General features: G+C 37.8%; 21 protein-coding genes and 3 tRNA genes. 22 read left to right on the top strand and 2 right to left on the bottom strand.

Annotation, left to right across the window (positions count from 1 at the left end):
• Window positions 1–187: 187 nt before the first annotated feature.
• Window positions 188–277, bottom strand: a tRNA-Ser gene (locus ABD917_RS07295).
• A 699-nt stretch (window positions 278–976) separates the two neighbouring features.
• Window positions 977–1052 (bottom strand) — tRNA-Val (locus ABD917_RS07290).
• Between the two features lie 172 nt (window positions 1053–1224).
• On the opposite strand from ABD917_RS07290, the gene ABD917_RS07285 reads away from it, so the two are divergent.
• The 22 genes from ABD917_RS07285 (at window position 1225) to mfd (ending at window position 26158) form a co-directional block, all read left to right on the top strand.
• A tRNA-Asp gene (locus tag ABD917_RS07285) sits at window positions 1225–1301 on the top strand.
• A 305-nt stretch (window positions 1302–1606) separates the two neighbouring features.
• Window positions 1607–1972: an NADH-quinone oxidoreductase subunit A gene (locus tag ABD917_RS07280; RefSeq protein ID WP_144753965.1), complete on the top strand. Its 366-nt coding sequence runs from the start codon at window positions 1607–1609 to the stop codon at window positions 1970–1972.
• Entirely contained in the window at window positions 1963–2544 is a 582-nt protein-coding gene (locus ABD917_RS07275) for a NuoB/complex I 20 kDa subunit family protein (RefSeq protein ID WP_345119438.1), read from the top strand. Before ABD917_RS07280 ends, ABD917_RS07275 begins: the two co-directional genes overlap by 10 nt.
• Window positions 2545–2560: 16 nt before the next feature.
• Entirely contained in the window at window positions 2561–3169 is a 609-nt protein-coding gene (locus ABD917_RS07270) for an NADH-quinone oxidoreductase subunit C (protein ID WP_345119443.1), read from the top strand.
• Between the two features lie 120 nt (window positions 3170–3289).
• On the top strand, window positions 3290–4480 hold the full coding sequence (locus ABD917_RS07265; protein ID WP_345119437.1) for an NADH-quinone oxidoreductase subunit D: 1191 nt from the start codon (window positions 3290–3292) through the stop codon (window positions 4478–4480).
• On the top strand, window positions 4480–5145 hold the full coding sequence (gene nuoE / locus ABD917_RS07260) for an NADH-quinone oxidoreductase subunit NuoE (protein ID WP_345119436.1): 666 nt from the start codon (window positions 4480–4482) through the stop codon (window positions 5143–5145). Before ABD917_RS07265 ends, nuoE begins: the two co-directional genes overlap by 1 nt.
• Before the next feature lie 135 nt (window positions 5146–5280).
• A complete protein-coding gene (gene nuoF, locus ABD917_RS07255; protein ID WP_345119435.1) occupies window positions 5281–6588 on the top strand; it encodes an NADH-quinone oxidoreductase subunit NuoF in 1308 nt (435 codons plus the stop codon).
• A gap of 64 nt (window positions 6589–6652) precedes the next feature.
• Window positions 6653–8722, top strand: a complete 2070-nt coding sequence (nuoG, locus tag ABD917_RS07250) for an NADH-quinone oxidoreductase subunit NuoG (RefSeq protein ID WP_345119434.1) — start codon at window positions 6653–6655, stop codon at window positions 8720–8722.
• A 22-nt stretch (window positions 8723–8744) separates the two neighbouring features.
• Window positions 8745–9791 (top strand): NADH-quinone oxidoreductase subunit NuoH, encoded by a 1047-nt coding sequence (gene nuoH / locus ABD917_RS07245; RefSeq protein ID WP_345119442.1) that lies wholly within the window; start codon window positions 8745–8747, stop codon window positions 9789–9791.
• A 14-nt stretch (window positions 9792–9805) separates the two neighbouring features.
• Window positions 9806–10297 (top strand): NADH-quinone oxidoreductase subunit NuoI, encoded by a 492-nt coding sequence (nuoI, locus tag ABD917_RS07240; protein ID WP_345119432.1) that lies wholly within the window; start codon window positions 9806–9808, stop codon window positions 10295–10297.
• A 93-nt stretch (window positions 10298–10390) separates the two neighbouring features.
• Complete coding sequence (locus ABD917_RS07235; RefSeq protein WP_345119430.1) at window positions 10391–11011, top strand: NADH-quinone oxidoreductase subunit J; 621 nt, start codon at window positions 10391–10393, stop codon at window positions 11009–11011.
• A 10-nt stretch (window positions 11012–11021) separates the two neighbouring features.
• Entirely contained in the window at window positions 11022–11330 is a 309-nt protein-coding gene (nuoK, locus tag ABD917_RS07230; RefSeq protein WP_345119428.1) for an NADH-quinone oxidoreductase subunit NuoK, read from the top strand.
• Window positions 11331–11336: 6 nt separating this feature from the next.
• Complete coding sequence (gene nuoL / locus ABD917_RS07225) at window positions 11337–13301, top strand: NADH-quinone oxidoreductase subunit L (protein WP_345119427.1); 1965 nt, start codon at window positions 11337–11339, stop codon at window positions 13299–13301.
• Window positions 13301–14770 (top strand): NADH-quinone oxidoreductase subunit M, encoded by a 1470-nt coding sequence (locus ABD917_RS07220; protein WP_345119441.1) that lies wholly within the window; start codon window positions 13301–13303, stop codon window positions 14768–14770. Before nuoL ends, ABD917_RS07220 begins: the two co-directional genes overlap by 1 nt.
• Before the next feature lie 17 nt (window positions 14771–14787).
• Window positions 14788–16242, top strand: coding sequence for an NADH-quinone oxidoreductase subunit NuoN (gene nuoN, locus ABD917_RS07215; RefSeq protein WP_345119425.1), 1455 nt, complete (start codon window positions 14788–14790; stop codon window positions 16240–16242).
• 1 nt (window position 16243) lies between these two features.
• Window positions 16244–17047, top strand: coding sequence for a biotin--[acetyl-CoA-carboxylase] ligase (locus ABD917_RS07210; RefSeq protein ID WP_345119423.1), 804 nt, complete (start codon window positions 16244–16246; stop codon window positions 17045–17047).
• Window positions 17048–17100: 53 nt separating this feature from the next.
• Window positions 17101–18777 carry a ribonuclease J gene (locus ABD917_RS07205; protein ID WP_345119421.1) on the top strand — a complete coding sequence of 559 codons (1677 nt, stop codon included), beginning with the start codon at window positions 17101–17103 and terminating at the stop codon, window positions 18775–18777.
• Between the two features lie 225 nt (window positions 18778–19002).
• Entirely contained in the window at window positions 19003–20331 is a 1329-nt protein-coding gene (gene proS / locus ABD917_RS07200) for a proline--tRNA ligase (RefSeq protein ID WP_345119419.1), read from the top strand.
• Between the two features lie 8 nt (window positions 20332–20339).
• On the top strand, window positions 20340–21608 hold the full coding sequence (locus ABD917_RS07195) for a lipoprotein-releasing ABC transporter permease subunit (RefSeq protein ID WP_345119418.1): 1269 nt from the start codon (window positions 20340–20342) through the stop codon (window positions 21606–21608).
• Window positions 21608–22288, top strand: coding sequence for an ABC transporter ATP-binding protein (locus ABD917_RS07190; protein ID WP_345119417.1), 681 nt, complete (start codon window positions 21608–21610; stop codon window positions 22286–22288). The genes ABD917_RS07195 and ABD917_RS07190 overlap by 1 nt, the downstream gene beginning before the upstream one ends.
• A 73-nt stretch (window positions 22289–22361) precedes the next feature.
• Window positions 22362–22652, top strand: a complete 291-nt coding sequence (locus ABD917_RS07185; RefSeq protein WP_345119416.1) for an FAD assembly factor SdhE — start codon at window positions 22362–22364, stop codon at window positions 22650–22652.
• Window positions 22653–22657: 5 nt separating this feature from the next.
• Window positions 22658–26158, top strand: a complete 3501-nt coding sequence (mfd, locus tag ABD917_RS07180; protein WP_345119415.1) for a transcription-repair coupling factor — start codon at window positions 22658–22660, stop codon at window positions 26156–26158.
• Window positions 26159–26627 lie beyond the last annotated feature (469 nt).

The raw sequence follows: 26627 nt of genomic DNA, 5'->3' as shown, positions 1-26627 counted from the left end.
AAATCTTAAAACACCCTTTGAAAGGTCTTTGAAGACCCTTTGAGAACCACTTAAAAATCATGTGAAACAAAATAAATTGGTACAAAACCTAGTGTCAAAATATACAAAACCTGCTGGCAAGCTACAGGCAAGCTACATTAAAAAAACACCTACAAAATCAATAAGTTATAGCACGATAAAAGTGCTGTGGCGGAGGGGGTGGGATTCGAACCCACGGTACAGTCTCCTGCACGCCGGTTTTCAAGACCGGTGCCTTAAACCGCTCGGCCACCCCTCCAAAACAAATACACTCTTTTACAATGTTCTTACAAAAGGTCAATCATTTAAATGAATTTCTAAACATTTTAAACCAAATTTCTTGAATACCAATCGAAATAATTTCTAAGATTTAATCTTTTTGAGAGTTATGCTAAATTGCTAAGCTTGTCTTAGTATGATTACTCTTTTAAAAGAAATAGTAAGAAACATGACATCTGTAGCGAAGTTTCAGATCTTGTAGCCTATTGAAATTTTGAAGAGAATTATCTTTTTTCTCAAAATAGTTTCTAGTAAAATCTTTATGCAAACTTTACATTTATCGTTATAAAAATTCATTTCTTACGAATGATATTAACTATGCTTTAGTGTTTTGTTTTTGTCTAGAGTTTAGTAAAAAATCTATATTTATTGGATAAAAGACAAAGTTACAAAGCTACACAACTTAGATTTGGGTATAGATTTTTGCAAAGATTCCGCCATAAAATCCTCTGATTCTTTTAGTTATAAATTTTTTGGGGGGATATTTGTTAAAACTCTATATAATCTGTACAAAGAAATTTAGAGAAATTAAAAGAATTAGGAGAAAAGATTAGCGAAAAGAATCCATCTCATAAAAGTAAAGGTATATCATAAAACTCTATTCGCTCGCCTTTTTCTAGCATCCCTTACCATAAAAAAGATATGAAAAATTAAAAACTTATTGGTGATAAAAAACAAATGGTGGGCGATGAGAGACTCGAACTCCCGACATCCTCGGTGTAAACGAGGCGCTCTACCAGCTGAGCTAATCGCCCAATGCAATAATTAGCAATCGAATGAGCACTCTTTAAGGAAAAAAAATTGTAAACGCAAGAATAAAGATGATGTTTGATGATTTTTTTTAAAAAAATGCATAAGTCTGCTTGACATCAACGAATGAACCCCTTACACGACCGCTTATACCAATAATGAATTGGTTTGAAATGTGCGAGTGTAGCTCAGTTGGTTAGAGTGCTGGCCTGTCACGCCGGAGGTCGCGGGTTCGAGCCCCGTCACTCGCGCCATTTCTTGTTTTTTTTATGAATTTCTATTTTATTGAGCTAAGATATCTTTATGTGCAATATATGCCCATAGAGTGTTGTCTTTAGAATACTCTACCGTATAGATTTACTTCTTTTTATGTAGTTTATAAGAATAAGGCTTGCGTCTTTCTTTGCTCTGCGTTACCTATGCCGATAGGAAGAATGTTATCCGAACATGCCCTTAAAACGGTATGAGCGGAATTGACAGAGTGATGCGGTTTCTGTTTAATTTAATAATGTGGAGTGATTACGTTAGTTTAGATCATTTCATTTAAGGTGGAAGAATCATGACTCATTTATTGAGTTCTTATTTACCGGTTTTGATCTTTATCATTGTTTCGGCAGTTATTGCGGGGGTTCTTTTGATTATGCCTTATATTGTGGCTTACCGTTCTCCCGATCCAGAAAAATTATCGGCTTATGAATGCGGGTTTAATTCGTTTGATGATGCACGTATGAAGTTTGATATTCGTTTTTATTTGGTATCAATTTTATTTATTATTTTTGATCTTGAAGTTGCTTTTCTTTTTCCTTGGGCAGTTTCATTTAGTTCGATAGGCATGTTCGGCTTTTGGTCGATGATTGTATTTTTAGCACTTTTAACTATCGGGTTTATATATGAATGGAAAAAAGGAGCTCTTGAATGGGATTAATATCTAACAATTCAATGATGATTGCTCCAAAACCAAAAGGGGTTATTGATCCAAATACGGGCAAGTTGATAGGTTCTGATGACGGATTCTTCCGTGATGTCAATGCCGAATTATCGGATAAAGGATTTTTAGTTACCTCAGCAGATGCTTTAATTACTTGGGCGCGTACTGGTTCTTTAATGTGGATGAGTTTTGGTTTGGCGTGTTGTGCTGTCGAAATGATGCAGTGTTCAATGCCTCACTACGATAATGAGCGTTTTGGGTATGCGCCACGCGCTTCACCCCGCCAGTCAGATGTCATGGTGGTAGCGGGCACCCTAACAAATAAGATGGCACCGGCTTTAAGAAAAGTCTATGATCAAATGCCGGAGCCGCGTTATGTTATCTCTATGGGGTCATGTGCAAATGGTGGTGGATATTATCATTATTCTTATTCAGTTGTACGTGGCTGTGATCGTATTGTGCCTGTGGATATTTATGTTCCAGGGTGTCCTCCTACGGCGGAAGCGCTGCTGTACGGAATATTGTTGTTACAGAAAAAAATTCGTCGTACTGGTTCTATAGAGCGATAGGGGATTCATTGTGATGATGAATGAAACATTGGTTGAACTTGCTACCTATTTGAAAAACAGATTAGGTGATAAGCTTGAAGAAACCATTCTTGCATTTGGTGAATTGACAATTGTGTCGCGTCTTGATGCAATCACAGACGTTTTGATGTTTGTTCGTGATGATTCTCACTGTCAGTTTATTAATATCACCGATATTAGCGGTGTTGATTATCCGTTTCGTGATAAACGTTTTGATGTCTCTTACCAACTTTTATCTCCTCGCGAGAATTTACGCTTGCGTGTTAAAGTGCGTACTGATGAAAATACGCCCGTTGCTTCTGCGTGTTCTATTTATCCAGGGGCAGAGTGGTATGAGCGTGAGACGTACGATATGTATGGAATTTTATTTTCAGGACATCCTGATTTGAGGCGGATTTTAACTGATTATGGTTTCGAAGGGCATCCTTTGCGCAAAGATTTTCCTGTAACTGGTTTTGTTGAATGTCGTTACGATAATGAAGCAAAAAGAGTCATTTATGAGCCGGTTATTTTGAGACAAGAAATGCGCAGTTTCGACTTTCTTTCTCCTTGGGAAGGAGGGCAGTATGTTTTGCCATGTGATGAAAAAGGGGAGGTCAATAAATGATATTGAAGCTGATAAAGCTTAAGATTAGAGTATGAATTCTTAGAATAACCTAGTTTTTAGTGTAGTGAGAGTCTTTATTAATATTTGATACGAAGTTTTTAGAAAAGCAAGGGGTTGATTGTGGCTGAGGTCAGTGTTCGGAGCTTTAATATCAATTTTGGACCGCAGCATCCTGCAGCGCATGGGGTTTTGCGCATGGTTTTGGAATTGGACGGTGAAGTTGTTGAGCGTGTAGATCCGCATATCGGATTGTTGCATCGCGGTACCGAAAAATTAATGGAAACAAAAACCTACCTTCAAGCTGGTCCTTACCTAGATCGTTTAGATTATGTCGCTCCTATGAATCAAGAGCATGCTTTTGTGCTTGCTATTGAGAAATTATTGGGCGTAGAGGTTCCAAAACGAGGGCAATTAATACGTGTTTTATTTTCTGAAATTGGTCGTATTCTTAACCATTTGCTTAATGTAACAACACAAGCAATGGATGTTGGTGCATTGACACCACCACTCTGGGGGTTTGAACAACGTGAAAGGCTGATGATTTTTTATGAACGTGCATGTGGCGCACGTCTTCATGCCAATTATTTTCGCCCCGGTGGTGTACATCAAGACTTACCAGAAACTTTAATTGAAGATATTGGTAATTTTATTGATCCGTTTCTTGTTGCTCTTGGTAATCTTGACGCACTTATAACACCAAATCGGATTTTTAAACAGCGTAATGTAGATATTGGGGTCGTGAGTATTGATGAAGCTTGGGCGCGTGGTTTTTCTGGGGTTATGATTCGTGGAGCCGGTGTGGCATGGGATTTGCGTAAAAGCCAACCTTATGAGTGTTATGATGAAATGGAATTTGATATTCCTGTAGGTAAGAATAGTGATTGTTACGATCGCTACTTGATTCGTATGGAAGAGATGCGTCAATCAGCAAAAATTATGCGCCAATGTGTGGATCGCTTGCTTGGCACTGAAAAAAATGGACCGGTTTCGAGTCTAGATCATAAAATTGTGCCCCCAAAGCGGAGCGAAATGAAAAGTTCGATGGAAGCGCTTATTCATCATTTTAAACTTTATACGGAGGGTTTTCATACGCCTCCTGGTGAAGTATATGTTGCTGTAGAAGCTCCAAAGGGTGAGTTTGGAGTTTATCTTGTTTCGGATGGAACCAATAAGCCTTATCGTGTTAAGTTACGTGCTCCTGGTTTTGCTCATCTTCAAGCTATGGATTTTTTAACTCGGGGTCATATGTTGGCGGATGCTACCGCTATTTTGGGTTCAATTGACATTGTTTTTGGGGAGGTTGATCGCTAATGTCTGTGCGCCGTCTTGCAGATGATATCTACCAGCCCGCGGAGTTTTCTTTTACAAAAGAAAACCAGATATGGGTAAAAAATACTATAAAAAAATACCCTGTAGGACGCGAACAATCTGCTGTCATTCCATTATTAATGCGTGCTCAAGAACAAGATGGTTGGGTGACACGTGCCGCAATTGAACATATTGCTCAGATTCTTTCCATGGCTTATATTCGTGTTTTAGAGGTTGCGACTTTTTATACGCAGTTTCAACTCAAACCAGTTGGAACAAAGGCACATATTCAAGTTTGTGGAACAACGCCCTGTATGTTACGTGGATCGGATGAATTGATTAAGGTTTGCCAGAAAAAAATTCATCGTGATCCTTTCGTCACCAATTCGGATGGAACATTATCATGGGAAGAGGTAGAGTGTCTTGGTGCTTGTGTTAATGCTCCTATGGTTATGATTTTTAAAGATACTTATGAAGATCTTACAGCTGAACGTCTTGACGAAATTATTGATGCATTTGAAGCTGGAAAAGGTTCTGAGATAGCGGTTGGTCCACAAAATAGTCGTAAATCATCAGAACCCATCAATGGTTTAACTTCTCTCCTTGATGAGGAAAAGAAGTTACTGAAATCTTTAAAGAAAAAAGATAAGGAAGGAATGGAAGCATAGTAAATATTTTTTCTTATAAAATATATTTTGTTATTTTATCTATTCCAGAAATATTTGATGAAAAATAAAAATATTTAATAATTGCGTTTGAGGAAGAGCTAAAAATGCTACGGGTAATAGAAGAGAAGGTGGGGTATGCTGGCTGATAAGGATCGCATTTTCACCAACATTTACGGTTTAAAAGAAAAATCGTTAAAAGCTGCAATGTTGCGTGGGCATTGGGATGGCACCAAGGACATTATTGAAAAGGGCCGTGACTGGATCATTGATGAGGTGAAGGCATCGGGATTACGTGGCCGTGGTGGTGCGGGTTTTCCTACCGGAATGAAGTGGTCATTTATGCCCAAACAAAGTGATGGCCGTCCTCATTATTTGGTTGTCAATGCTGATGAATCGGAGCCTGGCACATGTAAAGACCGTGATATTTTACGCCATGACCCCCATACTCTCATTGAAGGGTGTGCAATTGCTACTTTTGCTATAGGAGCAAATGTCGCTTTTATCTATATTCGCGGTGAATATATTCGTGAGCGTGAAGCGCTTCAAGCTGCCGTTGATGAATGTTATAGTGCAGGTTTACTGGGTAAAAAAACGAAATATGGGCATGCCTGCGATATTATTATTCATCATGGTGCAGGTGCGTATATTTGTGGTGAAGAGACGGCTCTTCTTGAGAGTCTTGAGGGGAAAAAAGGGCAACCTCGGCTTAAACCGCCATTCCCTGCAAATATGGGGATTTATGGATGTCCCACAACTGTCAATAATGTAGAATCTATAGCCGTTGTTCCCACGATTTTACGTCGGGGCGCTTCGTGGTTTTCATCAATTGGACGTGCAAATAATGTTGGAACAAAATTGTTTATGGTTTCTGGGCATGTGAATGCACCTTGTACATTCGAAGAAGCTCTTGGTATTTCTTTTCGTGAGTTAATTGAGAAACATACAGGCGGTATTCGTGGCGGATGGAATAATCTTTTAGCAGTTATTCCAGGGGGAGCTTCTTGTCCAGTCGTTCGTGGAGAGGATATGTTCGATGCGATCATGGATTTTGATGGAATGCGCGATGTTGGATCTTCTTTTGGCACAGGTGGTGTCATTGTTATGGATAAATCAACCGATATTATTAGAGCAATTTGGCGTATAGCCGCTTTCTTTAAGCATGAAAGTTGTGGTCAGTGTACGCCGTGTCGTGAAGGGACGGGGTGGATGATGCGTCTTTTAGGGCGTATGGTTGAAGGAAGAGCACAAAAACGCGAGATTGATCTTTTGTTTGAAGTGTCTAAACAGGTCGAAGGGCATACTATTTGTGCCCTTGGTGATGCGGCAGCATGGCCTATACAGGGATTGATACGTAATTTTCGCCCAGAAATTGAGCGTAGAATTGATGATTATACACGAAATGTCGTGCAAAGAAAAAATATTGCTTTGGAAGCGGTTGGATAGAGGTTTTTGTTTTAAAAGAAATGAAATGCAAATTTAAGTGGATTATCCGCAGGCTGGATGAGTGATGATAAATATCAAAGTTGATGGTAAAGAGATCGAAGTCCCTGATTACTACACGTTGCTTCAAGCTGCTGAAGCTGCTGGTGCTGAAGTACCGCGTTTTTGTTTTCATGAGACTTTATCAATTGCTGGCAATTGTCGCATGTGCTTGGTTGAAGTTAAAGGAGGACCTCCGAAACCTCAGGCTTCTTGTGCTATGGGGGTGCGTGATTTACGAGCAGGGCCTAATGGTGAAGCGCCAGAAATTTTTACCAACACAGAGATGGTAAAAAAAGCACGTGAAGGGGTGATGGAGTTTCTTCTTATCAATCATCCTTTGGATTGTCCTGTCTGTGATCAGGGAGGAGAGTGCGATCTTCAAGATCAAGCAATGCTTTATGGGCGTGATTGTTCTCGATATACAGAGAATAAGCGTGCTGTAGAAGATAAATATATTGGGCCACTTGTAAAGACTGTTATGACACGCTGCATTCATTGCACACGTTGTATTCGTTTTACGACAGAAGTAGCAGGTATTTCTGAACTTGGATTGATAGGTCGTGGTGAAGATGCTGAAATTACTACATATCTTGAAAGAGCCATGACATCTGAGTTACAGGGAAATGTTATTGATCTTTGTCCGGTGGGAGCTTTAACTTCAAAGCCTTATGCATTTCATGCACGTCCTTGGGAGTTGAGCAAAACAGAATCGATTGATGTTATGGATGCACTTGGTAGCGCAATCCGCATTGATAGCCGTGGTCGTGAAGTCATGCGGATTATGCCCCGTACAAATGAAGATGTAAATGAAGAATGGATTTCTGATAAGACACGTTTTATTTGGGATGGATTACGTACACAGCGCCTTGATAAGCCATATGTACGCAAAGATGGAAAACTTCAGCCTGTAAGTTGGGCAGAAGCTTTTGAAAAGATTAAAATGGTGGTTTCTAAAACCTTGCCTGAAAAAATGGGGGCAATTGCAGGGGATCTTGCCTCTATTGAGGAGATGTATGCACTTAAAAAATTACTGATTTCATTAGGTTCAAACATTTTTGATTGTCGTCAAAGAGGAATGGCTTTATCTCCTGAATTAGGGCGTTCGAGTTATATTTTTAATCCAACGATTGCAGGTATTGAACAGGCTGATGCATTGCTTATTGTGGGATCTAATCCGCGCCATGAAGCCGCTGTTTTAAATGCACGCATTCTAAAGCGTCAACGAATGGGACAGTTTCCCATTGCATTAATTGGTGAGAAGGTCGATTTACGTTATCCTTATTCTTATCTTGGAGCAGGTACTGATGCATTGAGTGCACTTATTCGTAAAGAAGATGCATTTTTTGATATATTAAAAGAAGCGAAAAGACCACTTATCCTTATTGGGGAAGGTGCTGTTTCAGGTAAAGAAGGTCTAGCTGTTTTAAAAAATCTTGCCAAATTAGCTGATAGTGTTGGAGCTCTTAGTGAGGAATGGAATGGCTTTGGAGTTCTTCACAATGCAGCATCAACGGTTGGGGGACTAGACATTGGTTTTACTTCTGAGCTTGGGGTTATAAATATTCTTAAAACGTGTGAAGTTCTATTTTTGCTTGGTGCTGATGAAGTAGAATTAGCTAATACAAAAGCTTTTACGATTTATGTTGGTAGCCACGGTGATAATGGCGCACATGCTTCTGATGTTATTTTGCCAGCATCAGCGTATACTGAAAAATCAGGGCTTTATGTGAATACCGAAGGACGTGTGCAAATGACAAATCGGGCTGGTTTTGCTCCAGGTGAAGCAAAAGAAGATTGGGCTATTATACGTGCTTTGTCGGATATTTTAGGACAAAAACTTCCATTTGATTCCCTTTCTCAATTAAGACAAAATCTCTTTAATGATTATCCGCATCTTTATGCCATCGATGATATCATACCTTCTGATGTAAGCAATCTTAAAGCGCTTGGTTCACATATGATTACTCTGGAACGGCAAGTATTTACTTCTATGGTTAGAGACTTTTATTTGACAAATCCTATAGCACGTGCTTCTGCAGTTATGGCTGAATGTTCAGCTCTTGCGAAAAACCGTGCCACGCAAGCTGTAGAGTAGGGGCAGAGGAAAAAGAATAATGATGTATGATTTCTTTATGACTTGGCTATTACCGTTACTCATTATAGTTGGCAAAACACTTCTCCTTTTGGTTATTCTCTTGGTCTTAGTTGCCTATCTTCTTTACGCGGATAGAAAAATCTGGGCGGCTGTGCAATTGCGACGTGGTCCAAATGTTGTTGGTCCTTGGGGATTGTTGCAGTCTTTTGCAGATTTAATTAAATTTGTTGTTAAAGAGCCTATTATTCCTGCTGGTGCGAATAAGGGCGTTTTTCTTTTGGCTCCGTTTGTTTCTGCAACGCTTGCTTTATCAACTTGGGCTGTTATCCCAGTTAATGAGGGGTGGGCTATTGCACATATTAATGTTGGTTTGCTTTATATCTTAGCCATTTCGTCTCTTGAAGTATATGGTGTCATTATGGGTGGGTGGGCGTCAAACTCAAAATATCCTTTCTTAGGAGCACTTCGTTCAGCAGCACAGATGGTTTCCTATGAAGTTTCCATTGGGTTTGTACTTGTAACTGTTATTTTAATAAGTGGCTCATTGGATCTCACAACCATTGTTTACAAACAAAGTCATGGGTTTGGAACGGCACTTGGTCTTCCTTTTAACAGCTTTCTTGATTGGAATTGGCTTGTTCTTTTTCCAATGTTTATTATATTTTTTATTTCCGCACTTGCAGAAACAAATCGTCCTCCCTTTGATTTGGTGGAGGCAGAATCTGAGCTTGTTGCTGGCCACATGGTTGAATATTCTTCAACGCCTTACATGCTCTTTTTTCTGGGAGAATATGTTGCTATTGTCTTAATGTGCGCATTAACAACTATTTTATTTTTAGGTGGTTGGTTGCCCCCTTTGGATGTTTGGTGGCTTAATTGGATTCCAGGTGTTATTTGGTTTGTTTTAAAAGTTTGCTTTGTATTTTTTGGGTTTGCTATGGTCAAAGCATTTGTGCCACGTTATCGCTATGACCAACTCATGCGGCTTGGTTGGAAGGTTTTTCTTCCTCTCTCATTAGCAATGGTTGTCATCACTGCTGCTTTTTTAAAATATACTGGTTTTGCTTAAGAGGAGTTTTTACGATGTCAGGTCTTTTTCAGGCAGCAAAATCCCTCCTTTTATTAGAATTTGTGAGTGCTTTTTTCTTAGCCATGCGCCAATTTTTTGCACCAAAGCCTACGATTAATTATCCTTATGAGAAGGGGTTTGTTTCTGAGCGTTTTCGTGGAGAACATGCACTTCGTCGTTACCCAAATGGTGAAGAACGATGCATTGCTTGTAAATTATGTGAAGCGATTTGTCCTGCACAAGCTATTACCATTGAAGCAGGGCCGAGGCGTAATGATGGTACACGTAGAACTATTCGTTATGATATAGACATGGTTAAGTGTATTTATTGTGGTTTTTGTCAGGAAGCTTGTCCAGTTGAGGCTATTGTAGAAGGACCAAATTTTGAATTTGCCACAGAAACGCGAGAGGAACTTTACTATGATAAAGAAAAGCTTTTAATGAATGGAGATCGCTGGGAGCGGGAAATTGCTCGTAATATATTGATCGATGCACCTTATCGTTAAGTGTATCATTTGAGGTGTCGGATAATTTTTCCGATAAATTGTAATCTGGTATAAAGATTTGTACCAATTGTGTAGTTAATTGAGGAGAAGCCTATGCTAACAGATCTAGCGGCGGCATTTTTCTATTTGTTTGCTTTTATTATGCTGGCAAGTGCAGTTATTGTTGTGACTGCACGTAATCCTGTGCATTCTGTTTTGTTTTTAATATTAGCATTTTTTAATGCTGCAGCTTTGTTTTTGCTTGCAGGAGCAGAATTTTTAGGACTTATTCTCCTTGTTGTTTATGTTGGTGCTGTAGCTGTTTTATTTTTATTTGTCGTTATGATGCTTGATGTTGATTTTGCTGAGTTAAAAAGTGATACACTTCGGTATGCCCCTATTGGAGCTCTTGTCGGGGGTATTGTCGCTGTAGAATTAATCGTTGTTTTTGTAAGTAACCGTTTTTCTCCAGTTCTTAAAACACACATTACTCAGCCAATGCCAGACCTAGCGCAGAGAACAAATACACAGGCATTAGGTGATATCATTTATACAAATTATGTTTTCTATTTTCAAACAGCTGGAATCATTTTATTGATTGCAATGATTGGTGCGATTGTTTTAACAATTCGTCATAAGTCAGGTGTGAAGCGGCAATCTATTGCTGTGCAAGTTTCTCGAACAGTAGAAAGTGCAATTGAAATAAAACAAGTTGAATCAGGCAAGGGCATTTAAAGGGGGGGCTATGCACATTGATATTACACATTATCTCATTGTTTCTGCTTTGATGTTTACAATCGGTATTGCTGGTATTTTTCTCAATAGAAAGAATGTCATTATTATCTTGATGTCCGTTGAGCTTATATTGCTTTCGGTTAATCTCAATTTTGTTGCATTCTCAGCGTTTCTTCATGATCTTGTGGGGCAGATCTTTGCTTTATTTGTCTTGACTGTGGCAGCTGCTGAAGCAGCAATTGGTTTGGCAATTCTGGTTGTTTTCTTCCGTAATCGTGGTTCTATTGCGGTTGAAGATGTTAATGTAATGAAAGGCTAACCAGTGATGTATTATACGATTGTCTTTCTTCCGCTTTTGGGCTTTTTAATTGCTTCACTAGGTGGGAAAACTATAGGAGATCGCCTAAGTGAATTGATAACATGTAGCTTTATGGTGATTGTTGCCTCACTATCATGGATAGCTTTTTTAAATATTGCACTTAGTCATACTCCTGTGGTTGATGTCTTGGTATTGTCTTGGCTTGATGTTGGTGGTTTAAGTTTTGATTGGGCTCTCCATATTGATACGTTAACAGCTGTTATGCTTATTGTTGTGAACAGTGTTTCGGCATTAGTGCATATTTATTCAATTGGTTATATGCATCATGATCCTTCAAGATCTCGTTTTTTCTCTTATCTTTCTCTGTTTACATTCATGATGCTTATGTTGGTGACATCCAATAACTTACTGCAGATGTTTTTTGGTTGGGAAGGTGTGGGGCTTGCTTCTTATTTGCTCATTGGTTTTTGGTTTCAGAGAGATTCTGCTAATAAAGCTGCGATGAAAGCCTTTGTGGTTAATCGTGTTGGAGATTTTGGTTTTCTGTTAGGAATCTTTAGTATTTTTGTTTTATTCCAATCAGTTGATTTTAAATCTATTTTTGCAAAAGCTGCAGACAATAACTTCGTACAAAATATGACGTTTTTAGGTTGGCAGTTTGATGGACAAACGGCGATTACTATTACATGTCTTTTGTTATTTATTGGCGCAATGGGAAAATCAGCACAATTCCTTTTACATACATGGCTTCCTGATGCCATGGAAGGACCAACGCCTGTATCAGCGCTTATTCATGCCGCCACAATGGTAACGGCTGGTGTTTTTATGGTAGCGCGGATGTCGCCAATTTTTGAACTTTCCTCAATTGCTTTGACTGTAATTGTTATTGTTGGAGCGACAACTGCATTTTTTGCAGCAACTGTAGGGTTGGTACAGAATGATATTAAACGTGTTATTGCTTATTCTACATGTTCACAACTTGGTTATATGTTTGTAGCTCTTGGTGTTGGAGCTTATGGAGCAGCTGTTTTTCATCTTTTTACGCATGCTTTTTTTAAAGCTCTCTTGTTTCTTGGAGCTGGCTCTGTCATCCATGCTGTATCCGATGAACAAGATATGCGAAAAATGGGAGGATTACGAAAACATATAAAGATAACTTATTGGATGATGATGATAGGCACCATTGCCTTGACAGGGGTTGGGATTCCAGGAACAGTTTTCGGAACTGCTGGTTTTTTCTCCAAGGATGCAATTATAGAGTCTGCTTTTGCATCACATAATATTGCTTCAGGATATGCTTTCTATCTTCTTGTTTTTGCAGCATTTTTAACAAGTTTTTACTCATGGCGACTTATATTTATGACATTTCATGGTAAACCACGAGCTACAGTTGATATTATGCATCATGTTCATGAATCGCCTCCAGTGATGTTAATTCCACTGTTTACTTTATCTCTTGGAGCCATATTTGCTGGTGTTGTTTTTCATCCTTATTTTTTTGGTGATTTATATGATGCTTTTTGGAAGGGAGCATTATTTACAAGCAGCCACAATCATATTCTTCATGATGCCCATCATGTCTTTAATTGGGTAAAATGGTTGCCCTTTATAGCGATGGTTTTTGGATTTACGATAGCTTATTTATTCTATATTTCTTTTCCATCTCTTCCCAAAAAGTTGGCCGCAGTTATGCCAAGGGTATATAATTTTCTTTACCAAAAATGGTATTTTGACCAATTATATGATTTTTTGTTTGTTCGTTCTGCTTTCAGAATGAGTTTCTTTCTTTGGAAGGTTGGCGACGGTAAAATTATTGATGGTCTAGGTCCGAATGGTATTGCAGCACGTGTTGTTGATATTACAAACAGAGTTGTTCGGATACAAACGGGCTATCTTTATCACTATGCATTTGCAATGCTTATAGGTGTTGCATTGCTGATCACATGGATGATGATCGGGGGCGTGAACTGATGACCGATTGGCCTATTCTTTCTACGGTTACATTTTTGCCGCTTGTGGGTGTACTGCTTATTTTATTTATCAAAGATGACAGTGAAACAGCGCGGCGTAATATACGAAATGTAGCGTTTTTTACGACAGTGTTTGTTTTTATTATTTCCTTAGTTATTTGGGCGGGTTTTGATTATAAAAACACGCATTTTCAAATGGTTGAGAAAGTCAATTGGTTAGGAGGTGGCATTAGCTATCATATGGGGGTTGATGGTATTTCTATTCTTTTTGTTGTGCTCTCGGCGTTTCTTTTGCCTTTTTGTATTTTGGCAAGCTGGGAAAATGTGAAAGATAGATTAAAAGCTTATATGATTGCTTTTCTTCTTCTTGAAGTTGCAATTATTGGTGTTTTTTGCGCTCTTGATGCAATATTGTTCTATGTATTTTTTGAAGGTAGCCTCATCCCAATGTTTATTATTATAGGAGTTTGGGGTGGAGCACGTCGTGTCTATGCAAGTATAAAGTTTTTTTTATACACTTTACTTGGTTCAGTGCTTATGCTGGTTGCTCTTATGGCTATGTACTGGGAAGTTGGAACACTCGATATACCAACTCTACTCAATTATCAATTTCCTGCACATATGCAAATATGGTTATGGCTAGCATTTTTTGCTTCTTTTGCTGTTAAAATGCCTATGTGGCCAGTTCACACATGGCTCCCAGATGCCCATGTGGAAGCACCAACGGCAGGCTCGGTTATTTTAGCTGGTGTTTTGCTTAAATTGGGTGGTTATGGTTTTCTGCGTTTTTCTCTACCAATGTTTCCTATAGCTTCAGCTGATTTTGCACCTTTGGTTTTCACCTTATCACTTATTGCTATTATTTACACATCGTTGGTTGCACTCGTGCAAAATGACATAAAAAAGCTGATTGCCTATTCCTCAATAGCGCATATGGGTTATGTAACAATGGGCATCTTTGCAGAAAATGAGCAGGGTATCCAAGGAGCTATTTATCAGATGCTATCACATGGAATTGTTTCAGCAGCATTATTTCTTTGTGTTGGAGTTATCTATGATCGTTTGCATACACGTGAAATTTCAGCTTTTGGTGGTTTAGTAAATAATATGCCCAAATATGCTGTTGTTTTTTTAATCTTTACTATGGCAAATGTTGGTTTACCTGGAAGCTCAGGTTTTTTAGGTGAGTTTTTAACTTTAATAGGTGTTTTTCAAGTGAATAAATTGGTTGTTGTTTTTGCTACAACTGGCGTTATTTTATCGGCTGCCTATGCACTTTATCTTTATCGGCGTGTGGTTTTTGGTTCTTTGGATAAAGAGAATTTAAAAGTCCTTATAGATCTTTCTTCAAGAGAGAAATTCATCCTTTATCCAATGGTTATTCTTACAATATTTTTTGGTGTCTATCCAACGCCACTTCTTAAAGCAACGGCGTTTTCCGTAGAAGCCCTCATCAATAAACTGCACTAGATAAGGGAAGAGTGCATATGAAAACCGAAATAATAGCACAATTAGTATTAATTCTTCCAGAGATTCTCATAGCATTAGGAGGCGTTGTATTACTTTTAATTGGTGTTTATTCCAATGCGCGTTCCTTTTTAACGGTAACTGGTCTAGCCATTGCTCTTCTTGTTGCAACTATTATTATTATTGTTGTGTTTCCCAAAAGTGGCTTATTTCAAACCAATGCGCTCATTATTGACGCTTTTGGTCGTTATATGAAGATTCTAACGCTTGTTGGTGCATTTTTTGCTCTTGTTATGTCTGTTGGTTTTAGCAATTCTCAAAAGTTCGATATATTTGAATTTCCTGTACTGGTTCTTTTTGCAACTCTTGGCATGATGTTAATGATTTCAGCTGGTAATATGCTGTCGCTTTATATGGGATTGGAATTGCAATCTCTGGCTTTATATGTCCTTGCTGCAATTAATCGTGATAATGTAAAATCTTCTGAAGCTGGTATAAAATATTTTGTTTTAGGGGCATTATCCTCAGGGTTATTGCTTTATGGTATTTCCTTACTCTATGGTTTTACTGGTCAAATTGGTTTTCACGAAATTGCCATTGCTTTAAAAGGTGAAAATTTACAATTGGGAGTTATTTTTGCGATTGTTTTTATTTTAGCTGGTTTGGCGTTCAAAATTTCTGCTGTTCCATTTCATATGTGGACACCTGATGTTTATGAAGGTGCACCAACACCTATTACAGCATTTTTTGCTGGTGCTCCTAAAGTTGCTGCGATGGCACTCATTATTCGTGTGATTATTACAACTTTTATTCCATTGGAGGATACTAGCGGTTCTATGCCTGCATGGCAGCAAATTTTGGTGTTCATGGCGATTGCATCGATGCTCCTTGGTGCATTTGCAGCAATTGGTCAGAGCAATATTAAGCGTTTAATGGCTTATTCATCAATCGGTCATATGGGATATGCACTTGTTGGTTTAGCTTCTGGTGATATGCTTGGGATAAAAAGTGTTATTCTTTATATGACTATTTATCTTGGTATGACTCTTGGTTCATTTGCTTTTATCCTTGGGATGCGCTCTAGTAATGGAAATGTTGAAAATATTTATGATCTTTCAGGGCTCATAAAGACAAATCCGTTTATGGCTGTTGCGATGACAATACAACTTTTCTCTCTAGCAAGCATACCACCCATGGCTGGTTTTTTTGGGAAATGGTATACATTTTCTGCGGCTGTTCACGCTGGACTTACTCCTCTTGCTGTTGTTGGGATGATAGCGTCTGTGATTGGAGCTTTTTACTATCTGCGAGTCATCAAAATTATATGGTTTGATGAGGCAAAAGAATCTTTTGTTATGCTATCGAAAGAGCTGCAATTTTGTCTCGCTCTTTCTGCATTATTTGTTTTATTTTATACGCTTTTTGGAGTTTGGTTCATAGAATTGGCAGAAAAAGCAGCAGCTGCATTGTTTTAATATGGTTTATATTTTATCAAATTTTGCACAAAAACAAGGATACACTGTTGAAGCATACGGAAGTGTTGATTCAACGAATCTCGTTGCCCTAAAAAAAGCACAAACGGGTCACAAAGGTTATCTTTGGGTTGTTGCACAAGAACAAACACAGGGAAGAGCAAGAAGAGGAAGGACATGGTCTAGTCCGAAAGGCAATCTTTATTCTAGCCTTTTATTAATTGATGATATTGTTCATCATACGGCTGCTCAGCTTGGCTTTGTTGCTGGAATAAGTGTAGTTGAGGCAATAAAACAATTTATAGAAACTGAAAAGCAAACGAACGATATTGTTAGCTTAAAATGGCCAAATGATATTTTGCTAAAAGGAGCGAAAAGCTCTGGAGTTTTACTTGAAATTTTAAAATTACCATCAAAGCAGAATGCTTTGGTTATTGGTATTGGGATCAATGTAAAATATCATTATGAACATGCCCCCTACCTCACTTCAAGCTTAAATAATATTGGTTTGCACGTTGAAACAGAACAATTATTTACCGTTTTGACAGAGTATTTTGCTAAAAATTATCTTCTTTGGAAACAGTTTGGAGGATGTGATATAATTCGCGAAAAATGGCTTTTATATTCTGCTCACCTTGGGAAGCATGTCAAAATAGTGAATGATGAAAAAATCATTGAAGGTATTTTTGATGGTCTTGATCGCGATTTTAATTGCATCATAAAGCAAAAAAATGGTGAGACAAGTATTATAACAGCTGGAGATGTTCATTTTGGTTCGGCAGCTTCTGTTCATGCAGATCGTTATTAATTTATAACAATTTATTTTACTATCAGATTGCCTTAATGATTTAGGAGATGTTTATGGTTTCAGCCAATGAGAATGAATTTGTTTTTTTACCTTTAGGAGGAGTAGGTGAAATAGGAATGAATCTGGCTGCTTACGGGTTTGGACCAAAAAATCTTCGTGAATGGTTGCTTGTTGATATGGGGATTAGTTTTGCTGGTCCTGAATTCCCAGGAGCAGATCTTGTTCTTCCTGATATTCGTTTTTTGGAAAGTGAAAAACATAATGTGCGTGGTCTTATTTTAACACATGCTCACGAAGATCATTATGGCGCTGTTCTTGATTTATGGCCAAAGCTTAAAGTCCCACTTTACTGTACAGCTTTTACGGCAGGGTTATTGGAAACTAAAAGACAATCAGACTTTGAAACTTGTAAAATTTCACTCAATATTTTTCAAGCTGGTGATTGTTTTCAAGTAGGTTCCTTTGCGCTAGAGGCTATAGCTGTTAACCATTCAATACCAGAATCTGTATCTTTGGCAATTACAACCTCTTTAGGTACTATAATCCACACTGGTGATTGGAAAATTGATCGTACACCTTCACTTGGGCCTGTAACGGATGAAAAGCGATTGCGCACTTTAGGCAATAAAGGTGTTCTAGCATTGCTTTGTGATTCTACAAATGCATGTCGGGACGGTGTAACACCATCAGAACAGCAAGTTCAGACAAGCCTCTGTGAAATTTTCTCAAAAGCTGAAGGGCGCGTTATACTTGCAACTTTTTCCTCTAATATTAGCCGGATACGTTCGATTGCTCTTGCTGCTGAAGCCGTTGGGCGTAAAGTTCTTGTTGTTGGACGCTCTCTTAAACGGAGTATTATGGTTGCTCAAGAGCTTGGTTATATGGATGGTTTAGCAGAATTTGTGACAGAAGATGATTATGGGTATATTAATCGGAAAGAGCTCGTTTTAGTTGTAACAGGGAGTCAAGGGGAATCATGTGCGGCTCTTGCCAAGCTTTCACGTGGTGAAATGAGAAATATTGCGCTTTCTATCGGTGATACTGTTATTTATTCGTCAAGCAGTATTCCAGGAAATGAAAAAGCTATTTTTGAGATACAAAATCGTTTTATTGATAAGGGAATAAAAGTTATTACGAATGAAGATGTTCTCGTTCATGTTTCTGGTCATCCTCGTCGTTCAGAGCTTTTACAAATGTATGATTGGATAAAACCACAAATACTTGTTCCTGTACATGGTGAGGCGATACATCTCACTGCTCAGGCGGATTTAGCACGCCAAGCAGGTATTAAAATTGTTAAAGATATTAGAAATGGTAATATGCTGCGTTTTGCACCAGAGCCGGTAGAAATTATTGATCAAGTTCCTATTGGTCGTATCTATAAAGATGGTTGTCTTATTGGAGATGAGGATGAATTGGGAATTCGTGAACGTCGAAAATTAAGTTACGCTGGTCACGTTGCTGTTTCTCTCCATATGAATAGCAAGAATGAGTTATTAGGTGATGTCGATCTTAACGCATTTGGTCTTCCTGAAAGTAATGGAAAGGGGGGAAAATTAAAAGATATTCTTTTGGATATTGTAGAGAATACAGTTTATAGTATTCCACGCATAAAACGAAAAAATAATGAACTTGTTCGGGAAGCAACGCGGCGTGCAGTGAGAGCAGCTGTTTATGAAATTTGGCAAAAAAAGCCTCTCTGTACAGTTTTTTTACATCGATCAAAATAAAACATTTGAATATTGCATTATTTTCTTTTTAATAAAGTAAAGAGGGAAGGGAATTATCAGATCATTTTATTGCTTAAACTAAACTTCAAAAGCAAGAGAGTTTATAAATTTTTCAACAGTCTGATCGTTATGTTTGCAAGCATTTAGAATGTCGCTATAGATTAAATATATACTCTATTTAAATTGTTCTCATATGATAGGTCTGATAAGGAGTTCGTTATTTCAATGCGTCTTTCTCAATATTTCCTTCCACTTTTAAAAGAAAATCCTAAAGAGGCAGAAATTGTTTCTCATCGGTTGATGTTGCGTGCAGGTATGATTCGTCAACAAACCTCTGGAATTTATTCTTGGCTTCCTTTGGGTAAAAAAGTACTTGATAAAGTTTGTAAGATTATTCGTGAAGAGCAAGAACGAGCAGGTGCCATAGAAATATTAATGCCGACTATTCAATCTGCAGATCTTTGGCGTGAAAGCGGTCGTTATGATGACTATGGTTTGGAAATGCTTCGTATTAAAGATCGTCAAAAGCGGGATTTACTCTATGGTCCAACAAACGAAGAGATGATAACAGATATTTTTCGTTCCTATGTTCGTTCTTATAAAGATCTTCCGCTCAATTTATATCATATTCAATGGAAATTTCGTGATGAAATTCGTCCACGTTTTGGTGTGATGCGCTCACGAGAGTTTTTAATGAAAGATGCTTATTCTTTTGATCTTGATTATGAAGGTTCTCAAATATCTTATTATCGTATGTTTATTGCCTATTTACGTACTTTTTCTCGACTTGGCTTAAGAGCAATTCCTATGCGTGCTGATACAGGCCCTATTGGTGGTGAACTGAGCCATGAATTTATTATTTTGGCTGAGACAGGGGAAAGTGCGATATTCTGTGATAAACAATTTCTTAAACTCACAGTTCCAAACAGTTCGATTGATTTTAGTGACAAAACTGTTTTGATTGATATTGTTAAACAGTGGACGTCTTTTTACGCAGCGACAGAAGAAATGCACAATGAAGAAGAGTGGGCAAAAGTTTCTGATCATAATCGTCTTTCAGCGCGTGGCATTGAAGTCGGGCATATTTTTCACTTTGGTACGAAATATTCTGCTCCTATGGGGGCAAAAGTTATGGGACAAGATGGAAAAGAATATGTAGTCTCTATGGGTTCTTATGGTATTGGACCTTCACGTCTTGTCGCAGCAGCTATTGAGGCTTCTCACGATGAAAATGGTATTATTTGGCCAAAGTCGATGGCTCCGTTCGATGTGGGTATCATCAATATGAAGCCAGATGATGAGAAATGCACACATGCGTGTGAAACTCTCTATCAAGAATTGAGACAAGCTGGTTTTGATCCATTATTAGATGATAGAAATGAACGTCCTGGAGCAAAATTTGCTACGATGGATCTTATTGGCTTGCCAACACAAATAATTGTTGGACCTAAAGGCATTGCACAAAATGAAATTGAAATGAAAGATCGAAAAACGGGTGTCAAAAAAACTTTAATGATTGAAGATGTACTCAAACAGTTTTCTGTAGTTTTATAGGCAATGTTATGAAGAGGTTGAGCAGTAAATGGTTTTCATCTTATGAATGGATGATCGCTTTTCGTTATATGATTCCCAATAAAAAACATGTCGTTGCATCTGTTATTTCCATCATTTCTCTAATTGGAATTATGCTAGGAGTATTTGCTCTAGTTGTTGTCATGGCGGTGATGAATGGATTTCGTACAGAGCTTCTCAACCGTATTCTTGGTATGAATGGGCACCTTGTCGTTCAAGCAGTTAATTCTGGTTTTACTGATTATAATACCCTTATTTCTTCTTTAGAAGCTGTGAATGGTGTAAAATTTTCCTTACCTGTTATTGAAGGTCAAGCGCTTGTTCAAGGTGAGCTTCAAGGAGGTTCTGGTGCATTAGTTCGCGGTATGCGCAAACAGGATTTAGAAAAGCTTAAAACTGTATCTCAAAATATTAAATTAGGCTCGCTTGCACTCTTTGATAAAGAGGAAGGTGTCGCAATTGGCAGTGGTTTGGCAGAAAAATTAGGGCTTACCGTTGGGCGTGATCTTCGTATTATTACCCCAGATGGTGATGCGACTCCTTTTGGAGTTACGCCACGTGTAAAAGCGTATAAAGTGACGGCTATTTTTGAAGTTGGTATGTCTGACTATGATTCAATATTTGTTTTTATGCCTCTTCGTGAAGCGCAAATGTTTTTTAATTTGGGAGATATTGTTCAATCTTTAGAATTATTTTTGAATAATCCTGACGTTGTTGATCAAATAAAACCAACTATAGAAAAAACTATTGGTCAACAAGTCTATTTAATTGATTGGCGTGAGCGCAATCAGGCTTTTTTTTCAGCCTTACAAATTGAACGAAATGTTATGTTTTTTATACTTTCTCTTATTGTTCTTGTTGCGGCTTTGAATATTATTTCAGGACTTATTATGCTTGTAAAAGATAAAAGCCATGATATTGCAATTTTACGTACGATGGGTGCACAACAAAGTGCGGTTTTGCGCATATTTATTGTCACAGGCATGATGATTGGCTTCATTGGGACGGTATTAGGCTTGTTTTTTGGTGTGATAGCGACGGCGAATATTAATCATATCCAAGACTTTATCTCTTGGTTATTTAATGTTGATGTTTTTAATCCTCAGCTTTATTTTTTAACAAAATTGCCCGCGCAAATTGAATGGGGACAGACAGTTCTCGTTGCAATCATGGCTTTATTTTTGTCATTCCTAGCAGCTCTTATTCCAGCATGGCGTGCTGCTAAGCTGGATCCTGTACAAGCTTTGAGGTATGAATAATGACAGCTATTTTAGAGCTTGTAGAGATTGAGCGGCATTTTTTTGAGAGTCATAAACCTCTCATTGTTTTAGATAAAGCAAATTTTATTCTTAATCGCGGAGAACTTGTAGCACTTGTAGCACCGTCTGGTGCTGGAAAATCAACTCTGCTTCATATTGCTGGGTTATTAGAAAAGCCAACGGCTGGTGATGTGATGTTACGAGGCATTTCTTGCGCGAAACGTTCTGATAGTGAACGAACAGCTATCAGGCGAAATGATATCGGTTTTGTCTATCAATTCCATCATCTGCTTCCAGAATTTACTGCTTTAGAAAATGTTATGATACCACAAATGATAGCGGGATTTAAAAAATCTCTTGCAGAAGATCGTGCACTTAAATTGCTGACATATTTGCGTGTTTCTCATCGTGCCAATCATCGCCCATCAGAATTATCAGGTGGAGAACAACAACGTGTGGCTATTGCACGTGCAGTAGCAAATGGTCCTTCAGTTCTTTTGGCGGATGAACCTACCGGAAATCTTGATCCAGTAACTTCAGCTTATGTTTTTCAAGCTTTATCCGCGCTTGTTCGTCAATCTGGTCTTTCTGCTCTTATTGCAACACATAATTACGCTTTAGCTAAACAAATGCATCGTCGCATTACACTTAAAGAAAAGAAGATTATTGAACTTCCCTAGATTAGGGTACAGAATTTATTCTATAAATTGGAAACGTTACTTATACATCATCACTTAATTCGAGGAGATTTTTATGGCAGCTTTTGTCGTTGGCGAAAATCAATTGGATGCGCGTCGTCGCCGATTGATTTTTCATGCATGGCACCGCGGTATTCGTGAGATGGATCTCATCTTTGGACATTATGTAGATGCACATATTGCTGAGATGAGTGATAAAACGGTTTCTGAACTTGAATATATTATGTCTTTTGATGATCGTGATCTATTAACGTGGGTTACAGGAGAAACCTCTCCACCCTCTGAAGTTAATAATCCGCTTTTTCGTGACATTGTAAATTATCACGCTTGCATAGATTTAAATTGATTCCGATGTCTATATTAAAAAAAATTGTCATTCCCCAAAATATTTCTACTCCCATGATCTTTGATGGGATTACCGATGGATTTGAAGCTTTTGCACTTGCTCAATTGCGTTCAAAAATTGCAGAAGATAAACCAATTATTTATGTTATTCGTGATGGAACAAAAATTTCTCATTTACAGCAAGTTTTAAATTTTATTGAACCCAATTTACCTGTACTTCAATTTCCTGCATGGGATTGTTTACCCTATGATCGGGTATCACCTGGGAATGCTGTTATGGCACGTCGGCTCTCAACTTTGTTCCATATAACAAGTTTGCGTAAAAATCCACACGCTGCAATTATATTAACGACAGCAAATGCAATTATGCAAAAATTGCCTCCTCGTGAAATAATTGAAACTCAAGTAATTCACGCACGTGTTGGTCAGCGTATGGGGATGGAACGTTTTATTCAATTTTTAGAAGCCAATGGTTTTGAACGTGTTACAGTTGTTCGTGACGTTGGTGAATATGCTGTGAGAGGAGGAATTCTTGATATTTTTTCTCCCGTTGATATTGAACCATTACGGCTTGATTTTTTTGGAGATACCCTAGAAACTATTCGTGTATTTGATCCTGCTACACAAAGAACGACAAATAAACAAACGGAATTCTTTTTACACTCGATGAGTGAGGTTGTTCTTAGAACTGAACACATTAACAGGTTTAAGAGCAATTATATTCATACATTTGGTGTATCACAAAAAAAGAATATGCTTTATGAAGCTCTTTCTCAGGGACGACGTTTTTCCGGTATGGAGCATTGGTTACCCTTTTTTTATGATAAACTTGATACTTTTTTTGATCATTGTGGTAATTTACCCATTGTTTTTGAACATCTCATAGAAGAAGCGCTTATCGAACGCCATCGTCTTATTGAAGATTATTATGATGCGCGTAAAGAGCACGAAAATGATAAAACAAAACCTACTTCTTATCACCCAATAGAGCCTAATCTCCTTTATTTAACACCAGAGCGTGTTGTAGAAATCACTAGAATATCCGGACAACGCATTGATTTTACACCTTTTAATGTGCCACAAACTTTTGGAAAAACTGTCATTCATACAAATGTAAAATTGGGATACGATTTTGTCAAAGAGCGCAATGCGCAAGAGAAAAATATTTTTTCAAGTGTCGTTCATCATATTGCTTCATTGCGTGCTGCTGGCAAGAAGGTATTATTAGCGGGCTGGAGTGAAGGGTCTCTCATCCGTTTACTGCAGGTTCTAGATGAGCATGGGGCAAAAAAAATAGATGTTGTAAAATCATTACAAACTGTGAGGGCAACACCACGTGATCGTATAACAGCAGCTGTTATAAGGATAGAGCATGGTTTTGAAGTAGAAGATTTTGCTATCATAACAGAGCAAGATATTCTTGGTGATCGTTTCATAAGGTCACCCAAACGACGTAAACACAATACAAACTTTATTTCTGAAATTGCAGCTTTAAATTCTGGCGATATGGTTGTGCATGTCGACCATGGTATTGGACAATTCGTTGGTCTTAAAACTATTACAACAACTGGAATTTTACGAGATTGCCTTGAAATCAAATATGCTGGAGGCGATAGGCTTTTTTTACCTGTTGAAAATATCGAACTTCTTTCACGTTATGGATCGGAAGGAACAAATGTCACATTAGATAAATTAGGTGGTGTTGCTTGGCAAGCAAGAAAGACACGACTTAAAAAACATTTATTGGAAATGGCTGGCCAATTAATCCGTATAGCGGCAGAGCGTGCTATGCGTTCTGCACCTGCTTTGTTTCCGCCAATTGGCCCCTTTGGTGAATTCGTTGCACGCTTTCCCTATGAAGAGACAGAAGATCAAATGAATGCCATTGATGCTGTATTAGATGATTTGGCGTCAGGAAAACCAATGGATCGCTTAATATGTGGCGATGTTGGTTTTGGAAAAACAGAAGTTGCCATTCGAAGTGCTTTTGTTGCAGCTTTAAGTGGATATCAGGTTGCCGTTGTTGTGCCAACAACTTTACTTTCACGACAACATTACAAAACTTTTATTTCGCGTTTTCAAGGACTTCCTATTAAAATTGGTCATGCATCAAGGCTTGTAAAAGCTAAAGAACTTGCGCAGGTCAAAAAGGGTATTGCAGATGGTACGATCGATATTGTTATTGGGACACATGCTCTCTTAAGTGATGCCGTTAATTTTTTACGGTTAGGACTTCTTATTATTGATGAGGAGCAACATTTTGGCGTAAAACACAAAGAACGTTTAAAAGAGCTTAAAAGCGATATTCATGTTCTTACCCTCTCGGCAACTCCTATACCACGTACTTTAGGACTAGCATTATCGGGGGTACGAGATCTGTCATTGATAACCACTCCTCCTATTGATAGAATGGTGGTACGTACTTTTATTTCCCCCTTTGATGCACTTGTTATACGCGAAACATTGCTTCGAGAATATTACCGTGGTGGACAAAGTTTTTATGTTTGTCCCCGTATTTCTGATCTTGTCTCTGTAGAAGAGTACCTTAAAACATATGTACCTGAACTCAAATTCGTTGTTGCTCATGGACAAATGCCAGCTGGACAACTTGATAATATTATGAATGCATTTTATGATGGACAATATGATGTTTTGCTGTCAACAACCATCATTGAATCAGGTCTTGATATTCCAACAGCCAATACATTAATTGTACATCGTGCTGAGTTTTTTGGTCTTTCTGCTCTTTATCAACTTCGTGGTAGGGTTGGGCGTTCAAAACAACGTGCTTATGCACTCTTTACCTATCCTTCAGGTAAAGTTTTAACGCCTGCGGCTGATCGTCGTCTTAAAGTTTTACAATCTCTTGATAGCTTGGGAGCTGGTTTTCAATTAGCGAGTCATGATATGGATATTCGCGGTTCAGGAAACTTTTTAGGTGAAGAACAATCAGGACATATCAAAGAAGTTGGATTTGAGCTCTATCAAAAAATGCTTGAAGAAGCTGTTACTGAATTAAAACATGGTGAGCAAAATGAGGATAAACAATGGTCTCCTCAAATTTCACTTGGTACAACAGTCATGATACCAGAAAGTTTTGTACCTGATTTACCATTACGTATGGGGCTTTATCGTCGTTTAACAGAACTTGGTAATTTAGAACAAATTGATGAATTTGCGGCTGAGTTAATGGATCGCTTTGGTCCTTTACCACTTGAAGTTCAACACCTTCTTAAAGTTTTTTACATTAAAACATTGTGTCGAAAAGCACATGTGGAAAAATTAGATACAGGACCAAAGGGAATTGTTATACAATTCCGCAATAATTATTTTGCAAATAGTGTTGCTCTTGTCCAGTGGATTGGAAAACAAGGTTCAACGGCAAAAATTAGATCAGATCAAACAATAGCTCTTATTCGTGATTGGTCTACAGTAGATGAAAGACTTGTTGAGGTGGCAAATATCATGACACATCTTGTAGAAATGGCAGAACAACACTCTGTTTAAAAAAAATGATATTACATTTACATAAAGATGATTCAAGTATTAAAAAAACTGAACAAACATGCATTATAATTAATATATCTATTAATTTCTTACTTAATACTTGATAAAAATACAAGCATATTTCAAGAAATATTGCAGACGATTGAAGAGAGAATAAATTTATTGAAAAAATATTTGCTGATTTAATTCCTTCGCAAATACGTACATCATAATGTAGAGTGTAATAGGTAGCTTATACAAGTCAAACAAGATTCTATCATAAAAAACACAATAAAGTCAATATGTTGAATGCAATTATTTTATATGAATCCACTTAAGAATCCACACTTTTATGCATGATTTATTTGACCATTTTTTAGATAAGATTATCACGTATGAATAGAGCATAAAAAGCAAATCATGATGCAAATATTATAACGCATGTGTGTATTTAAATGAAATGAAAAGCAATTATCATTCATAATAGTTC

Source organism: Bartonella pachyuromydis (genome assembly GCF_039543065.1).
Taxonomy (GTDB): domain Bacteria; phylum Pseudomonadota; class Alphaproteobacteria; order Rhizobiales; family Rhizobiaceae; genus Bartonella; species Bartonella pachyuromydis.
Note: the sequence above shows the minus strand (reverse complement) of the source record. Positions and strands in the feature narration are given on the sequence as shown.

Bases quoted from the DNA above. Each gene is read 5' to 3' on its own strand.
- ABD917_RS07280 (WP_144753965.1), top strand. From the start codon at position 1,607: ATGACTCATTTATTGAGTTCTTATTTACCGGTTTTGATCTTTATCATT.
- ABD917_RS07275 (WP_345119438.1), top strand. From the start codon at position 1,963: ATGGGATTAATATCTAACAATTCAATGATGATTGCTCCAAAACCAAAA.
- ABD917_RS07270 (WP_345119443.1), top strand. From the start codon at position 2,561: ATGAATGAAACATTGGTTGAACTTGCTACCTATTTGAAAAACAGATTA.
- nuoE (WP_345119436.1), top strand. From the start codon at position 4,480: ATGTCTGTGCGCCGTCTTGCAGATGATATCTACCAGCCCGCGGAGTTT.
- nuoF (WP_345119435.1), top strand. From the start codon at position 5,281: ATGCTGGCTGATAAGGATCGCATTTTCACCAACATTTACGGTTTAAAA.
- nuoG (WP_345119434.1), top strand. From the start codon at position 6,653: ATGATAAATATCAAAGTTGATGGTAAAGAGATCGAAGTCCCTGATTAC.
- nuoH (WP_345119442.1), top strand. From the start codon at position 8,745: ATGTATGATTTCTTTATGACTTGGCTATTACCGTTACTCATTATAGTT.
- nuoI (WP_345119432.1), top strand. From the start codon at position 9,806: ATGTCAGGTCTTTTTCAGGCAGCAAAATCCCTCCTTTTATTAGAATTT.
- ABD917_RS07235 (WP_345119430.1), top strand. From the start codon at position 10,391: ATGCTAACAGATCTAGCGGCGGCATTTTTCTATTTGTTTGCTTTTATT.
- nuoK (WP_345119428.1), top strand. From the start codon at position 11,022: ATGCACATTGATATTACACATTATCTCATTGTTTCTGCTTTGATGTTT.
- nuoL (WP_345119427.1), top strand. From the start codon at position 11,337: ATGTATTATACGATTGTCTTTCTTCCGCTTTTGGGCTTTTTAATTGCT.
- ABD917_RS07220 (WP_345119441.1), top strand. From the start codon at position 13,301: ATGACCGATTGGCCTATTCTTTCTACGGTTACATTTTTGCCGCTTGTG.
- nuoN (WP_345119425.1), top strand. From the start codon at position 14,788: ATGAAAACCGAAATAATAGCACAATTAGTATTAATTCTTCCAGAGATT.
- ABD917_RS07210 (WP_345119423.1), top strand. From the start codon at position 16,244: ATGGTTTATATTTTATCAAATTTTGCACAAAAACAAGGATACACTGTT.
- ABD917_RS07205 (WP_345119421.1), top strand. From the start codon at position 17,101: ATGGTTTCAGCCAATGAGAATGAATTTGTTTTTTTACCTTTAGGAGGA.
- proS (WP_345119419.1), top strand. From the start codon at position 19,003: ATGCGTCTTTCTCAATATTTCCTTCCACTTTTAAAAGAAAATCCTAAA.
- ABD917_RS07195 (WP_345119418.1), top strand. From the start codon at position 20,340: ATGAAGAGGTTGAGCAGTAAATGGTTTTCATCTTATGAATGGATGATC.
- ABD917_RS07190 (WP_345119417.1), top strand. From the start codon at position 21,608: ATGACAGCTATTTTAGAGCTTGTAGAGATTGAGCGGCATTTTTTTGAG.
- ABD917_RS07185 (WP_345119416.1), top strand. From the start codon at position 22,362: ATGGCAGCTTTTGTCGTTGGCGAAAATCAATTGGATGCGCGTCGTCGC.
- mfd (WP_345119415.1), top strand. From the start codon at position 22,658: ATGTCTATATTAAAAAAAATTGTCATTCCCCAAAATATTTCTACTCCC.